The organism is Pseudomonas laurentiana, from assembly GCF_014648275.1.
GTDB lineage: Bacteria > Pseudomonadota > Gammaproteobacteria > Pseudomonadales > Pseudomonadaceae > Aquipseudomonas > Aquipseudomonas laurentiana.
In genome coordinates, this window is sequence record NZ_BMQU01000018.1 from 66,010 (window position 1) to 80,900 (window position 14,891).

Here is a 14,891-nt window from a genome sequence, read left to right on the forward strand (position 1 = left end):
ACCGGTTGCCCTTGAGGAGAGTCAGTGTGATCGATAAGAACAACAATAATTGTACTGGCCTTGGTTCGCGTGGTGTTCAGGCAGTCAGCCTGACGGCGGCCATCGCTTTGGTTTCGACACCGGTATGGTCGGGGGAGACGATCGAGTTTGATAACGGCACGACCGTCGACTGGTCGGTAACCACCAGCTACGGCGTGGGCGTGCGCCTGAACGATCAGAATGATCGCTTGCTCGGGGTCAATGCTGACGATGCCAACCGGAACTTCGATCGCGGCAGCCTGACCACCAACCGTGTGGGGGCGTTGGGCGAGCTGATCCTGCGCAAGGACAACTACGGTGCTGTCGTGCGTGGCAGTACCTTCTACGATGATGTCTACCACCGCGAAAACGACAACGACTCGCCGGCGACGGTCAACAAAGACGGGCGCAACGACGAGTTCACCAGTAATACCCGTTACTACAGTGGTGGCCGCACGCGCCTGCTCGACGCCTACGTGTTCAGCGGCTGGCGGTTTGACAATGACTCCATGCTCGACGTCAAGGCAGGCCGTCATATCGAGTCCTGGGGGGAAAGCCTCTATTACCCGGGTGTCAACGGTGTACAGAACCCGTCCGATGCGGTGAAGGCGGCGCAACCGGGTGTTGAGGTCAAGGAAGTCCTGTTGCCGGTAGGGCAGTTCTCCGGCTCCTACCGGTTGAATCCAAGCCTGACCTTTGGTGCCTATGTGCAGTACGAATGGAAGGGGACTGAACTGCCGCCGGTGGGCAGCTACCTGTCTGGCAGCGATGTGGTGGGCCCGGGTCGCGAGTTCATCATCACCCCGGGTGGCAAGGTTCCCTACCGTGGCACCGACGAGCCTCGCGATGGCGGGCAGTGGGGCGTGCAGGTTCGCTACCGACCGGTACCGGCGCTTGAGCTGTCGCTGTTTCACGTCAACTACCACGACAAGAACCCGGCCACTGCGCTGGTGGGCTATGACCCGTTGCCCGTGGGTGGCGGCCTCTATGCCTTCACGCCCAACGGTTACCGGGTGAAGTATTTCGAGGACATCAAGCTGACCGGTATCAGCGCCTCGACCAAGCTGGGTGACACCCAGGTCGGTGCCGAATGGTCCTACCGCGACGGTGCGCCGGTGATGGTCAACACCGGCCTGGGACCAGTACCGGCCAAGGGCAAGGGGCAACAGATGCAACTGTCGGCGATCCGCATTCTGGGTGATCGGCCATGGGCCAGCCAGACCAGCCTGACAGCTGAAATCATCCACGTGCTGGTCGACAGCGTCGAATCCACTTCGGCCGCAGGCAATCTGCAAGGCGTGAACCTGTTGCCGTCGCTGGCACCGCTGGTTGGGGCGTCGGATGACTACACCTACAAGACCAGCTCGGCCTGGCGTACCAAGTCTTCCAGTGCCTACACCTTGGGCGCCTCGTTCAGCTATCCGGGCGTTTTCCAAGGCTGGGACCTGGAAGTACCCGTGCGCTTCTCCAACGTGTTCAGTGGCTCGACACCGATGGCCGGCAGCATTTCCGGTGTTCAGGGTGATCGACGCATGAGTATCGGTACCACGTTCAAGTACCTGGGTAACCTGGAAGTCGGCATGAACGTGACCAGTTACCTGGGCGCGGCGGATGCGATCAAGCGTCCGTTTGCTGACCGTGACTATGCCACGTTCTCGATGAAGTACTCCTTCTGATCCCTGCTGTTTCGTATCGACCACTCAGGTTCGGGGCAGGTTGCCTGCCTCGGGCCTTAACCATCACCTGGAAATGTCCGAAGCCTGTCGCTTCGGAGTGGAGGCACTATGGGGCTCAAAGGGCATGCGGCCATTATTGGTACCGCGCAGTACAAACCGGAGAAGTACGCGACTGCACCGAAGATGTTTCACCTTGAACAAGTCGCTGACCTGGCGGCACAGGCCCTGCGTGATGCGGGGCTCAGGCCCGAGGACCTCGATGGCTTGGTGATCAACGGCCCGCAATTTCATGAAGCGTCGGTGTTCGTGCCGGCAATGGCCGCCGAGTACTTGGGTTTGCGGCTCAACTTTGCCGAAGTGGTGGACCTCGGCGGCTGTACCTCGGTGGGTATGGTCTGGCGGGCGGCTGCTGCCATCGAACTGGGGTTGTGCCAGGCGGTACTGTGCGTACTGCCAGCCCGCATGGCCCCGCTGGGCCCGGATGAAGACCCGAGCTGGATGGCCCGTGCCATGCGTTTTGGTGGCCACAGCACGGCGTTCGGTGCGCCAGAGGCTGAATTCGACCTGCCCTACGGGCACATGGGCCAGAACACCGGTTACGCGATGATCGCCCAGCGTTATGCCGCCCAGTATGGCTATGACCCGGTAGCGATGGCCAAGATTGCCGTGGATCAGCGCACCAACGCCCAGGCCAACCCGCAGGCGATGTTCTATGGCCAGCCGTTGACCATCGAGCAGGTGCTGGCGAGCAAACGGGTCGCCGATCCCCTGCATGTGTTGGAAATCGTCATGCCTGTGGCCGGTGGTGCAGCAATGATCATCGCCTCCAAGGAGGTCGCGGCACGGGCGCGCAAGCGTCCTGCATTTATTACCGGCTTCGGTGAGCACCTGGCGTTCAAGTCGCCGTCCTATGCGGCGGACATGCTCCATACGCCAATTGGTCCGGCGTCGCGGCGGGCCTTCGAGATGGCCGGGCTCAAGCCGGCCGATGTCGACGCGGCGCAGATCTACGACTGCTACACCATTACCGCGCTGCTGACCCTGGAGGACGCTGGCTTCTGCGCCAAGGGCGAGGGCATGGCGTTTGTGCGTGAGCATGACCTGACCTGGCGTGGTGATTTTCCGATGAACACACATGGCGGCCAGCTCAGTTTCGGCCAGGCCGGGTCGGCCGGGGGCATGTCCCAGGTGATTGAGGCGGTGACGCAAATTGCCGGGGTAGCCGGCGAACGTCAGCTCGGGCGCTGCGATAACGTCTACGTCTCCGGTACCGGCGGCGTGATGAGTGAGCAGGGCGCATTGATACTTCAGGGAGCATAAGCACCATGTCCAACAATAAACCGATGCCTGTTCCGACGGAAATCTCCGCTCCCTTCTGGGAAGGCCTGAAGGCCAAGCGCCTGTTGATCCAGCAATGCACAGCCTGCGCGCACTGGGTTTTCTACCCGCGGCGCCATTGTCCCGCCTGCCTGGCCCATGACCTGGCCTGGCGCGAGGTCGAGGGCAGCGCGACGCTTTACAGTTACACACTGACGCGTATTCCCACGCTGCCCGACTTCATGGACGAAATGCCGCAAAAGCTGGCAGTCGTTGAGTTGGCCGAAGGTGTGCGCATCAACACCAACCTGGTCGGTTTGGCGGAAGACGAAATCCACATTGGCATGCCGCTGAAACCGGTGTTTGCCCAGGTCGACGCCAAGGGCAATCGCTTGCTGCGCTTCACGGGCCTGGACAAGGATGCCGTGAACCTGGAGCAGTTGCCTGCGGTTGACAGCGAACCGGTACCGGTTTCGTCGCAACCCGAGCCGCGCAAGATCGACTTCAACGACGCCGCGAGCTTGCAGGCGCTGGTCAGCGAGCAGTTCAGTGACTGGAGCAACAGCATCGTCGTGGATCAGGCCTTGATCGACGCTTTTGCACAGTTGTCTGGCGACGACTACTGGATTCATACCGACCCGGAACGTGCCCGCCTGCAGAGCCCGTTCGGTGGCACCATCGCCCATGGCGCCCTGGTGCAGGTGTTGCAGTCACGAATGAAGCTGGCACTGGATTTCGAAGTCACCGGTTTCAGTACCCAGATCAACTATGGCTCCGACCGTTTGCGCTTCCCGGCACCCGTGCCCGCAGGTTCACGCATCCATTCGCGGGCGCGGGTCAAGCAGGTCGAACTGCTCCCCAGAGGCACCCAACTGACGCTGGAGCTCAACACCCATGTCGTGGGCCATGACCGGCCATCGGTCATCAACGATCTGGTGATTCTCTACCGGGCCTGATCGTACCCGCTTTACGCCCATGGCAAGGCTGTGGGCGGCAGGGCGGTGCGCCTCTGCACCGCACCTCTACACCGCACTTCTGGCACATGCCATTCACGCCAATTTGTAAGCCATTTGGACGATGTTTCAAAAGGGCCTACAGCTGAGTATCCCCCTAGGCAATGCCCACTTAGCTCGCCGCGCGACAAGGCGTGGCGCCTGACAAGAACAAGAGGATTGGCCCTATGACCCCCGCTTTGCATGCGTGTCACGAACAGGAGCGACCTTCATGCGCTCAGTGATCGGATACCTGGTCTGCCTGGTTGTCGGGCTGACGATCGTGTTTACCTTTTCCCCCAAGACCGAGCCTGAGCAAGCCCGGTTATCGCTGCGTTCGGACCGGGTTCAAATCAACGGCTTGCTGAACCTGGGTGAGCGTGTGGTGGCGGTGGGCGAGCGTGGCAGCATCCTGCTCAGTGACGACCAAGGCGTGAGTTGGCAGCAGGCCAGCGTCGATCGGCAGCGTGACGTCGCCCTGACCGCCTTGGTGGCGTTGGGTGAACAGCGACTGCTGGCGGTCGGGCATGACGGGTGGATCCTGCGTTCCGAAGACAGCGGCAGCCACTGGCGGGAAATGCGCTATGACACTGAATTGGGCGAGCCACTGCTGGGCGTCTGGGCGGCCGGTGGCGAGAGCGTCCTGGCATTCGGCAGTTTCGGCAAGTTCTATCAGTCCGATGATGCCGGGCTGAGCTGGAGCAAGCTGTCGCTCGACGTCGACAGCGCGCACCTCAACAGCATGGACGGTGGCCCTGATGGTCGCCGGATGCTGGTTGGTGAGCAGGGGTTGGTGCTGCGTACCCGCGATGGTGGCAAGCACTGGCAGACCTTGCCGGCGTTCTACAGCGGCTCGCTGTTCGGCATCGTGCGCCTGAGCCCGGAACATTGGGTGACCTATGGCATGCGCGGCCATGTCTTCGTCAGCCATGACTTCGGTGATAGCTGGACACAGGTCAACGTGGGTAACCAACTGCCGCTCTACGGGCATGTGCTGTTGCCCGACCATTCCGGCCTGGTGATTGTCGGTGCGGGCAGCTCGGTGGTCCGGTTGGATGCACGCGGCGCCTTGGTTGGCGTCAGTCGCTTGGCCGGGCTTGGCACCTTGACCTCGGCGACGATGGTCGGCTCGCGTCTGCTGGTCGGCGGTGAGCGCGGGTTACTCCAGGGTTCTGGTGGCAGCGTTGCCGCCCTAGGTAAATGAGAGGCGGGCAATGAAACAAGGTAAAAGCTGGGTGACGCATAGCGTCGAAGCAGTCGCGGACCGGCTGATGGCATGGCGCAAGGGATTGTTGGTGCTGTTTGTGCTGGTAACCGTGGGGCTTGGCTACAGTGCTACCCACACGCAACTGGACCCGGGCTTCAACAAGCAGATTCCGGTACGGCATGCGTACATGGTCAACTTCCTGAAGTTCAGCCAGTACTTCACCGGTGCCAACCGGTTCCTGGTCAGCGTGCACTGGAAAGGTGAGGGGGACATCTACAACCCGGTATTCCTCGACACCTTGCGCAAGGTCACCGACGACGTGTTCTTTATTTCCGGGGTCAGTCGCGCCAGCGTTACCTCGCTGTTCACCACCAACGTGCGCTACATCGAAATCACCGAGGAAGGCTTTTTCGGTGATGTGGTGGTACCGCCACGGTTCAGCGGCACCGAGGAGGACCTGGCACAGGTGCGCAGCAACGCCGCCGCGTCCGGGCAGATCGGTCGCCTGCTGGCCAATGACCTGAAATCGGCCATGGTGCGCGCCGACCTGCAAGATATCGACCCGCAGACCGGCGAACCCGTCAAGTACGCTGAAGTTGCCCGCCGTCTTGAAGAAATTCGCCACAAGTACAGCAATGAGCAGGTCGAAATCAACATTGTCGGTTTTGCCAAGCTGGTCGGCGACGTGGTCGAGGGGTTGAACACGGTCATCGGCTTCTTTGTGATCGCCTTCGTGATTACCGGGCTGCTGCTCTGGCTCTATTCGCGTTCCTTGCGCCTGACCGTGGTTGCGCTGGTGGTGGCCTTGTTGCCGGTGGTCTGGTTACTGGGTTTGTTGCCGCTATTGGGGCTTGGCATCGATCCGATGTCGATCCTGGTGCCGTTCCTGATTTTCTCCATCGGTGTATCCCACGCGGTACAGATGACCAATGCCTGGAAGCAGGACGTGGTTGCCGGCAGCGACTCGTTGCGGGCCGCACATTCGGCGTTCTGCAAGATCTTCATTCCTGGCTCCCTGGCGCTGTTGATGAACGCTCTGGGTTTTGCGGTGATCATGTTGATCGATATCCCGATCGTGCATGAACTGGGCGTGACCGCCTGTATTGGCGTAATGCTGATGATCATCACCAACAAATTGATGCTGCCGGTGATCATCTCCTACCTGCGCCTGGAGCCTGGGTTGATTCGGCAGGCACAAACCCGTCAGACCGGCAGGCATCGCCTGTGGTGGCGGCTGTCCGCGCTGGCCGAGCCAGGACCGGCACTGAGCGTGTTCGCCATCAGCCTGTTGCTGCTGGTGGCCGGGGCCTACAAGGCACGTGATCTGGCGGTGGGCGATATCGGTGCCGGCGCACCGGAGCTCAGGGCCGACTCACGCTACAACCAGGACAACCGCAAGATTGTCGACAGCTACTCGATCGGCCTCGATGTCATGTCGGTATTTGTCGAGGTCAAGGGCATCGAAGAAGGCTGCCTGTCACCGGAAGTGATGCGTGCGGTGGAAGCCTTCGATTTCCGCATGCGTGCCGTCAGCGGTGTGCAGTCGGTCCAGAGCGTGGCCGGCATGGGCAAGCGGGTCATTGCCGGCAACAACGAGGGTAATCCACGCTGGGCGGCGATTCCCGGTTCGGCGCGGGGGTTGAGCCAGGGCGCGCGGGCCTACATGCCGGACGACGGGTTGGTCACCGACGGCTGTCAGCAAATGCAGATCCTGGTGTTCCTGGCCGACCACGAAGGCGCCACCGTGGCCCATGCCATCAATGAAGCCAAGCGCATCATCGCCGAGGTCCGCACACCACAGGTCGAGTTCCTCCTGGCGGGTGGAAACGTGGGCGTGATGGCCGCCTCCAACGAAGCCGTGAAACGGGCAGAGATCATCATGTTGGCGGCGCTCTTTGGTTCGGTGGCGCTGTTCTGCTGGCTGACGTTCCTCTCGGTCCGCGCGGTACTGTGCATTCTCGTGCCGTTGGCCATTGTAGCGATCCTCTGCAACGCGCTGATGGCGATGCTCGGCATTGGCCTGAAAGTCGCGACCTTGCCGGTGATGGCGCTGGGAGTGGGAGTGGGGGTCGATTACGGCATTTACCTGTATGAACGTATCCAGCACGAAATGGCCAGTGGATCGAGCCTGCGCGAGGCGTTTTATGAGGCGATGTGCCAACGAGGGACGGCAGCAGTGTTCACCGCCTTGACCATGTCGATTGGGGTGTGTACCTGGGCCTTTGCGCCACTGAAGTTTCAGGCAGACATGGGCGTGCTGTTGTCCTTCATGTTCCTGGTCAACGTATTGGGTGCGATATTCCTGCTACCGGCGCTGGCGGCCTGGTTCAACCGTGGGCGCCGGCTGGTCGCCACGGACAGTCCCCTGGCCCAGACCCAGTGAGCAGGCAAGAGGTCTTGTGGGCGCGGTGCTAGTAACTGAGCGGTGCCTGCATCGTTGGCAAGCCAACTCCCACGGGGGGCCGTGCAGAACACTGCTTTTTCTGTGGGAGCAGGCTTGCCTGCGATAGCGTCGGCGCGGTGCCAGTGAATGCGCGGTGCTTGCATCGTTGGCAAGCCAACTCCCACGGGGGGCCGTGCAGAACACTGCTTTTTCTGTGGGAGCAGGCTTGCCTGCGATAGCGTCGGCGCGGTGCCAGTGAATGCGCGGTGCTTGCATCGTTGGCAAGCCAACTCCCACAGGGATCCGTGCAGAACACCGCTTTTTCTGTGGCAGGGCTTGTTAGTGGGTGGTCGTAGACATTCAGTTACCAAAAATAAAACCTCAACGCCTATTGTGGACTACGTAGTGGGCAGAGAGACTGTGACGCCAGCCTTGTTGCAGGGCCGTTGCAAGCAGCGTGTGGTCAAAAAGGGGGCGTGCTGCCCTCAAGCCGAAATTATAAAAATAACAAGGGAAGGTCACTGTGCCTTACCCGAGCGCGGAGAAGACTATGGTAAGTGCAGTCTTGACCCATGAGGTTCTGGCCAGCGTCGGCCTTGACCTGAGCGAATACGACCGCCTGGTCGGTGAAGTCTATGAAGGGGCCCTCGATCCGAAGTTGATGGCGCGAGCCCTCAAGAGCTTCCGCACACTCTACGATGCCAACTACGTCACACTGATCCTGCGAGTACCGGACCAACCGGACATGGGTGTGATGATCATCGCCGGCGACATCGAAGGTGCTGGCGACGTCAGCTACATGACCTACCCCCAGACCAATACCCCGTTTGCCAATCAACCGCTGGATTACGTGTTCACGGTCGACGACATCATGACGTCCTCGGAATGGGAGCACAGCGCCTACTTCAAGATGTTCTGTGGCCCGCAAGGGGTGTACCACGTGATGGGCGCCGATATTTCCACCCCGGACGGCGGCAAGTTGCGCTTTCGCATTACCCGTCCCAAGCACGCGCCCAACTTCTCGGCCAACGAACGGGCACTGTGCGGTGTGTTCCTCCCGCACCTGCGGCGGGCATTGCAGGTGCATAACTTGCTGGATCGCAGTGAGTCGTTGAGTGAACTCTACTCCCAGGCAATCAGTCGGCTGTCGGTGGCAACCCTGGTGCTGGATGAAAGCGGCAGTGTGCTGCGGGTCAACCCGGTCGCCCAGGATATTCTGGCCAACGCCGATGGGTTGAAGTTGGTCGGCGGGCGCCTTGAGGCAAGCTACCCCAGTGACAATCGCGAGCTGCAACGGCTGATTCGCGCCGCATTTTCCCCGGATGCCCCCAAGAGCGCCGAGGCCATGTCTGTCACGCGACCGTCCGGGCTGGTCAACCTCGGCCTTGTGGTTGAATCGATTCCCTCGCTGGACTGGGCAGACGAGAAGGGCAAGCCCGCCGCACTGGTGTATATCCGCGATGCCGCGAGCAAGTCGCTGGCCAGCGAAGTGGTGACCAAGCAGTTGTTCAACCTGACCAGGGCCGAGACCGCCCTGGCAATGGAGTTGGCCAACGGTTTGTCCCTGGAGGAAGCGGCCGAAGTGCTGAACATCCGACGCAACACCGCACGTGCCCATCTGCGTTCGATTTTCTCCAAGACCGGTGTGCGCCGGCAGACTGAGCTGGTGCGCATCATGCTCAACAGTGTCGTGGCGCTGGGCAAGCCCAAGGTCGCCCTCAAGGTGGTTGAAAAACTCAAGGTTCCACCGCCGAAACTGGCAGTAGCCGCCTGTCGTCAGGCTTGAATCACCGTTCTGTTACCGGGCGGCAGGGGGTTGCCCCGGTGCCGCCATGACCCTGAAAACCTTAGTCCGCACAGACGATGCAGCCTCGTGGTCGGTCTCTCGATACTGCCCGGACTTATCACGGAGAATACCTATGCCAGTTACAGCTATCAGCGGCAGCGCTTCGGGAATCGGTGCCGCGGTGAGCACTGCATTGCGCGCCGCCGGACATCGCGTCATCGGAATCGACCGCAGCAATGCCGAGGTGATTGCCGATCTCTCAACACCACAGGGTCGTGAGGCCGCCATTGCCCAGGTACTTGAGCTCAGTGGTGGGGTGCTCGACGGCCTGGTCTGTTGTGCGGGTGTCGGGGTAACGGCCCCGTCCTGCGGGTTGATCCCGGCGGTCAACTATTTCGGCGTCAGCCAGTTGCTGGGTGGCCTGGCCGGGGCGTTGGCTAAAGGCGATAGCCCGGCTGCGCTGGTGATCGGTTCAGTGGCCGCGACCCAGGCCGGTGCCGATCAGCAGCCGATGACCGAGGCGATGCTCGCCGGTGATGAGCCCTATGCGCTGGAACTGGCCAATGCCCTTGGTCAGCCCCATGTGGCCTATGCCTGCTCCAAGTATGCGATCACCCATCACGCCCGGCGCACGGCATCCAGTTGGGCGAGCAAAGGTATCCGCTTGAACGTGGTGGCGCCGGGGGCGGTGGAAACCCCACTGCACCAGGCATCGCTGGACGACGCACGCTTTGGCAAGGCAGTACGTGATTTTGTTGCACCCCTGGGCCGAGCCGGGCATCCGCAGGAAATCGCCGCGTTGGTGGCGTTCCTGCAATCCCGGCAGGCTGCGTTCATCCATGGCAGTGTGGTGTTCATCGATGGCGGCATGGACGCCATGGTTCGCCCACAGCGTTTCTAAAAGGACTCCCCATGAACAAGGTGGCTTTCATTACCGGTGCCAGCCGTGGCATCGGTCGCGAGGCGGCATTGGCATTTGCGCGGGCCGGCTTCGACCTGGCGATCAGTGCACGTACCCTCGACGAAGGTGAGCAGCATCCGCATGCCCTGCGTGACGCCGCCGGCGCACCACTGCCCGGCAGTCTCAATGGTACCGCCGAAGCGATCCGGGCGCTGGGGCGGCGGGTACTGGTCGTGCCCATGGACCTGCTCGACAGTGCATCGGCCATCGGCGCCTGTGAGGCGGTGCTGGCCGAGTACGGGCGGATCGATGTGCTGATCAACAACGCGATCTACCAGGGCAACGACCTCAACGCGGGCTTCATGGCCCTGGAGCCGGAAACGCTGGAGCGGATGTACAAGGGCTACATCCTGACGCCGTTCCTGCTGACCCGGGCAGTGGCCGAGCAGATGGTCCAGCAGGGCTCGGGGGTCGTCATCAACGTCACGTCCGGTGCCGGTGAGAGTGACCCGCCCGTGGCTGCCGGCAAGGGCGGTTGGGGATATGCCTATGGGGCCGGCAAGGCGGCGGTATCGCGTCTTTCAGGGATTCTTTCGGTGGAATTGGGGGATACCGGGGTTTGTGCCTACACCCTCAACCCAGGTGTCGTGACCACCGACGCACTCAAGGCGACCATTGGTGACAAGGGTGTGATCGCCTTGCGTGCCGGTAGCGCACCGCCGCAGGTTCCCGCCGAGGTGATGCTCTGGTTGGCGACGGCAGAGCAGGCACCCCGTTACCAGCGTCGAACCATCGCTGCCCAGCCCTTTGCACTGGAGCACGGCATCGTTGCCGATTGGCGTTGAAGCTGTGATGTGTTGATACCTGAAGGTAACGTTATTGGCGACCAAGGTCGCCAATAACGCTGGAGGGCAGAATCAGCGGATAGGTCGTTGCTCAGGCCTGGCGGCGTTGGCGGGCGAGGGTCATGGCCGTGTCCTCGATCATGTCTTCCTGGCCACCTACCATGCCGCGACGGCCCATTTCGACGAGGATTTCCCGTGCCGAGACGCCGTACTTCTTCTCGGCGCGCTTGGCGAACAGCAGGAACGAGCCATAGACCCCGGCATAACCCATGGTCAGTGCATCGCGGTCGCTACGGATCGGGAAGTCCATGATGGGTACGACCAGGTCTTCGGCAACGTCCTGGATGCCAAACACGCTGACACCGGTCTCGATGCCCATGCGGTCGCACACGGCGACCAACACTTCCATTGGCGTGTTACCCGCACCTGCGCCCAGACCGGCGCAGGCCGCGTCAATGCGGGTGGCACCTGCTGCGATGGCAGCAATCGAGTTGGACACGCCCATCGACAGGTTGTGGTGGCCATGGAAGCCGATCTCGGTTTCCGGTTTCAGTGCTGCACGCATCGCCGCTACCCGCGCGCTGACGTCATGGGGCAGCAGGTAGCCTGCGGAGTCGGTCAGGTAGATGCAGTTGGCGCCATAGCTTTCCATCAACTTGCCCTGCTTGACCAGGCCTTCCGGGCTGTTCATGTGGGCCATCATCAAGAAGCCTACGGTGTCCATGCCCAGGCTGCGGGCGTGGGAGATATGCTGCTCACTGACATCGGCTTCAGTGCAGTGGGTGGCGACGCGAATGGTGTTGACGCCCAGCTCATGGGCCATCTTCAGGTGGTCGACGGTGCCGATCCCCGGCAGTAGCAGGGCCGAGACCTTGGCCCGCTTCATCAACGGGATCACCGCCGACAGGTAGGCCTCGTCGCTGTGCGCGGGGAAACCGTAGTTCACCGAGCTGCCGCCCAGGCCGTCGCCGTGGGTGACTTCGATCAGGGGGACGCCAGCCGCATCCAGGCCGCAGGCAATGTCTTTCATCTGTTGCAGGCTGATCTGATGACGCTTGGGGTGCATGCCGTCGCGCAGGCACATGTCATGAACGGTGATGGTCTTGCCGCGAAGATCCATGGTCAACTCCTTAGGCGAGGGCAGGTTGGGTGTGAGTGGCGTGCAGGACCAGTTCGCCCTTGAGGATTTCTTCGGCGAACATTTCGGCGGTGCGCGCGGCGGCGGCGGTCATGATGTCGAGGTTGCCGGCGTACTTGGGCAGGTAGTCACCCAGGCCTTCGACCTCCATGAACACCGAGACGCGGTTGCCCTCGAACACCGGGCCGTTTACCAGCTTGTAGCCGGGTACATAGCGCTGCACCTGCAGGATCATTGCCTCGATAGCGGCGGTGATGGCCGCCTGGTCGGGTTCCGTTTCGGTCAGGCAATGCACGGTGTCGCGCATGATCAGCGGCGGTTCTGCCGGGTTGATAATGATGATCGCCTTGCCTTTTTTCGCACCGCCGACCTGTTCCACTGCGCTGGCCGTCGTGCGGGTGAACTCGTCGATGTTCTTGCGCGTGCCCGGGCCGACCGATTTGGACGCTGCGGTTGCGATGATTTCGGCGTATTCCACGGGTTGCACGCTGGATACTGCCGCCACCAGCGGTATGGTCGCCTGGCCGCCGCAGGTGACCATGTTGACGTTCATCACGCCCAGACCGAGGTTGGTCTTGAGGTTGACCGGTGGTACGCAGTACGGGCCGATGGCGGCGGGGGTCAGGTCGATCATCAGCACGCCCAAGGCATTGAGCTTGCGCGAGTTCTGTTCGTGGACATAGGCGGATGTGGCGTCGAAGGCGATCTGTATCTGGTCTTCGAGAACGTGGGGCAACAAGCCGTCGACCCCGTCAGCGGTGGTTTTCAGGCCCAGCTCGCGGGCCCGTGCAAGGCCCTCGGAAGTGGCGTCGATACCGACCATCCAGACCGGCTCAAGTACGTCGCTGCGCTTCAGTTTGTACAGCAGGTCGGTGCCAATATTGCCTGGCCCGATCAGCGCACATTTGATCTTCTTGCTCATTGTCTATGGCTCCAGGGGAGGGATTGCAAAGGGTTCACTCAGGGCACGAAGCGCAGGCTGGTCTGGCCCAGCCCGCTCATGGAAAGGCTGATTCGGTCGCCCGCCACAACCGGAACGAGCGGCGCCAATGCGCCCGAGAGGATGATTTCGCCGCGACGAAACGGAATGCCGAGTTCGCCCAGGGTGTTGGCCAGCCAGGCCACCGCTGCACACGGGTGGCCCTGAACCGCCGACCCCAGGCCGCTGCCTGCCGGTTGGCCGTTCTTGGACAGCTGCATCTCGACCCGGGCCAGGTCCAGCCCGCGCGGGTCAATGCGTTGCGGGCCGAGGGCGAACACGCCGCAGGAGGCGTTGTCGGCCACGGTGTCCTGAATACGGATCTGCCAGTTGTCGATACGTGAGTCGACGATCTCGAAGCACGGCACGACCCATTGGCTTGCGGCCAGCACGTCTTCGGCGCTGATACCCGGGCCTTGGAGGTCTTCGCCGAGAATGAAGGCAATTTCGCCTTCGGCACGCGGTTGAATCAGGTTGTAGTGAGCCAGGCTGACATCGCTGCCATCCTCGACCTGCATGGCATCGGTGAGGAAGCCGAAGTCCGGCTGGTGGACATCGAGCATTTCCTGTACGGCACGGCTGGTGACACCGATTTTTTTACCGATCACGCGCTCACCGAGGGCTTCGCGGCGTTGCAAAAAGTGCAGGGAAATCCGGTAGGCCTGCTCAAGGGTGATCTGCGGATACCGGCGGGTCAGCGGAGGGAGCGTCTGGCGTGTGCGCAGGGCGTTGAACAGTTCGTCACCGAGTGCGTTGATCAAGTGGGCGTCCATGACGGGGTGCTCTGTGTGAAAGGAATAAAAGGGCCGGGCCCAACGGGTTCAAGGCGCCGGCCAAAAAGGGCGATGTTCAGCCGGGCCAGACCGTGGAGTCCGCGCCGCCGTCGACATCGATGATTTTTCCGCTGACCCAGGCCGAGGCCGGGCTGGCCAGGTACAGGGCGGCCGCGGCGATATCTTCCGGGCTGCCCAGGCATTTGAGGGGCGTGTTGGCTTCCATGGTCTGGCGCATGGCCGCCGGCATCACGCCGTTCAGCGCTTCGGTCAGGGTGGGGCCGGGCGCGACGGCATTGACTCGCACCAGTGGGGCAAAATCCTGTGCCAACAACCGGGTCAAGTGGCTCAGGGCTGCCTTGGCAGCGCCATACGCGCTGAAATGCCGCTGCGAGTAGCGGGCGGCGACCGAGCTGATGTTGACGATGTTGCCGCCACCGGCTTCACGCATCAGCGGCACGCACAGTTGGCAGAAGGCGTAGGCCGTGGAGACGTTGAAGCGCAGGATCTCGTCGAACTGTTCCGGGCTCATGCTCAACGGATCGTTGGGACCGCCGCCACCGACGTTGTTGACCAGATGAGTAATCCGCCCCATCTGTTCATGGCTCTGGCTGACCAGCGCCTTGCGCTGCTCGCTGTCGTTAACGTCGCAGGCGATGGCCAGGGCACGGCGGCCCAAGGCGCGCACCTCCTCGGCAACGCGTTGCACATCTTCAAGCGAGCGCGCGGAGCAGACGACATCGGCACCTGCTTCGGCATAGGCCAGGGCAATGGCGCGGCCAATGCCTCGGCCGCTGCCGGTGACGATGGCGACGCTACCGTCCAGGTGGAAACGCTGCAGGATACTCATGGGGTGTCCTTCCTCGGGTAGGGATT

12 protein-coding genes are annotated in these 14,891 nt (G+C 62.0%); 8 read left to right on the forward strand and 4 right to left on the reverse strand.

The genetic code is table 11. The features are described from left to right. Window positions 1-26 precede the first annotated feature (26 nt). The 8 genes from IE038_RS18215 to IE038_RS18250 all read left to right on the forward strand — a co-directional run bounded on the left by IE038_RS18215 (window position 27) and on the right by IE038_RS18250 (window position 11,125). Window positions 27-1,694 (forward strand): DUF1302 domain-containing protein, encoded by a 1,668-nt coding sequence (locus IE038_RS18215; RefSeq protein WP_163931509.1) that lies wholly within the window; start codon window positions 27-29, stop codon window positions 1,692-1,694. Between the two features lie 108 nt (window positions 1,695-1,802). Next, a complete protein-coding gene (locus IE038_RS18220) occupies window positions 1,803-3,014 on the forward strand; it encodes a thiolase family protein (RefSeq protein ID WP_163931506.1) in 1,212 nt (403 codons plus the stop codon). A gap of 5 nt (window positions 3,015-3,019) precedes the next feature. Then, window positions 3,020-3,967, forward strand: coding sequence for a bifunctional OB-fold nucleic acid binding domain-containing protein/MaoC family dehydratase (locus IE038_RS18225; protein WP_163931503.1), 948 nt, complete (start codon window positions 3,020-3,022; stop codon window positions 3,965-3,967). Window positions 3,968-4,235: 268 nt separating this feature from the next. Further along, a complete protein-coding gene (locus IE038_RS18230) occupies window positions 4,236-5,207 on the forward strand; it encodes a WD40/YVTN/BNR-like repeat-containing protein (RefSeq protein ID WP_163931500.1) in 972 nt (323 codons plus the stop codon). Between the two features lie 10 nt (window positions 5,208-5,217). Next, window positions 5,218-7,593, forward strand: coding sequence for an efflux RND transporter permease subunit (locus IE038_RS18235; RefSeq protein WP_189396058.1), 2,376 nt, complete (start codon window positions 5,218-5,220; stop codon window positions 7,591-7,593). Between the two features lie 550 nt (window positions 7,594-8,143). After that, window positions 8,144-9,379: a helix-turn-helix transcriptional regulator gene (locus tag IE038_RS18240; RefSeq protein ID WP_189396059.1), complete on the forward strand. Its 1,236-nt coding sequence runs from the start codon at window positions 8,144-8,146 to the stop codon at window positions 9,377-9,379. A 133-nt stretch (window positions 9,380-9,512) separates the two neighbouring features. After that, window positions 9,513-10,280 (forward strand): SDR family oxidoreductase, encoded by a 768-nt coding sequence (locus IE038_RS18245; protein ID WP_163933930.1) that lies wholly within the window; start codon window positions 9,513-9,515, stop codon window positions 10,278-10,280. A gap of 11 nt (window positions 10,281-10,291) precedes the next feature. Further along, entirely contained in the window at window positions 10,292-11,125 is an 834-nt protein-coding gene (locus IE038_RS18250; protein ID WP_163933933.1) for an SDR family NAD(P)-dependent oxidoreductase, read from the forward strand. A gap of 91 nt (window positions 11,126-11,216) precedes the next feature. On the opposite strand, the gene dmpG is transcribed toward IE038_RS18250, so the two are convergent. From dmpG to IE038_RS18270, 4 genes are all read right to left on the reverse strand, one after another. Beyond that, a complete protein-coding gene (gene dmpG, locus IE038_RS18255; RefSeq protein WP_163933936.1) occupies window positions 11,217-12,245 on the reverse strand; it encodes a 4-hydroxy-2-oxovalerate aldolase in 1,029 nt (342 codons plus the stop codon). Between the two features lie 10 nt (window positions 12,246-12,255). Continuing rightward, complete coding sequence (locus tag IE038_RS18260; RefSeq protein WP_163933939.1) at window positions 12,256-13,185, reverse strand: acetaldehyde dehydrogenase (acetylating); 930 nt, start codon at window positions 13,183-13,185, stop codon at window positions 12,256-12,258. Window positions 13,186-13,223: 38 nt separating this feature from the next. After that, the gene (locus tag IE038_RS18265; protein ID WP_163933942.1) at window positions 13,224-14,015 is read right to left on the reverse strand and encodes a fumarylacetoacetate hydrolase family protein; all 792 of its coding nucleotides are present in this window, start codon (window positions 14,013-14,015) and stop codon (window positions 13,224-13,226) included. A 76-nt stretch (window positions 14,016-14,091) separates the two neighbouring features. Then, complete coding sequence (locus IE038_RS18270; RefSeq protein ID WP_065761214.1) at window positions 14,092-14,865, reverse strand: glucose 1-dehydrogenase; 774 nt, start codon at window positions 14,863-14,865, stop codon at window positions 14,092-14,094. Window positions 14,866-14,891: the final 26 nt, after the last annotated feature.

What these genes read in the sequence shown, in the direction of transcription:
- IE038_RS18220 (WP_163931506.1), top strand. Translation starts at nt 1,803, where the DNA reads ATGGGGCTCAAAGGGCATGCGGCCATTATTGGTACCGCGCAGTACAAA.
- IE038_RS18225 (WP_163931503.1), top strand. Translation starts at nt 3,020, where the DNA reads ATGTCCAACAATAAACCGATGCCTGTTCCGACGGAAATCTCCGCTCCC.
- IE038_RS18230 (WP_163931500.1), top strand. Translation starts at nt 4,236, where the DNA reads ATGCGCTCAGTGATCGGATACCTGGTCTGCCTGGTTGTCGGGCTGACG.
- IE038_RS18235 (WP_189396058.1), top strand. Translation starts at nt 5,218, where the DNA reads ATGAAACAAGGTAAAAGCTGGGTGACGCATAGCGTCGAAGCAGTCGCG.
- IE038_RS18240 (WP_189396059.1), top strand. Translation starts at nt 8,144, where the DNA reads ATGGTAAGTGCAGTCTTGACCCATGAGGTTCTGGCCAGCGTCGGCCTT.
- IE038_RS18245 (WP_163933930.1), top strand. Translation starts at nt 9,513, where the DNA reads ATGCCAGTTACAGCTATCAGCGGCAGCGCTTCGGGAATCGGTGCCGCG.
- IE038_RS18250 (WP_163933933.1), top strand. Translation starts at nt 10,292, where the DNA reads ATGAACAAGGTGGCTTTCATTACCGGTGCCAGCCGTGGCATCGGTCGC.
- dmpG (WP_163933936.1), bottom strand. Translation starts at nt 12,245, where the DNA reads ATGGATCTTCGCGGCAAGACCATCACCGTTCATGACATGTGCCTGCGC.
- IE038_RS18260 (WP_163933939.1), bottom strand. Translation starts at nt 13,185, where the DNA reads ATGAGCAAGAAGATCAAATGTGCGCTGATCGGGCCAGGCAATATTGGC.
- IE038_RS18265 (WP_163933942.1), bottom strand. Translation starts at nt 14,015, where the DNA reads ATGGACGCCCACTTGATCAACGCACTCGGTGACGAACTGTTCAACGCC.
- IE038_RS18270 (WP_065761214.1), bottom strand. Translation starts at nt 14,865, where the DNA reads ATGAGTATCCTGCAGCGTTTCCACCTGGACGGTAGCGTCGCCATCGTC.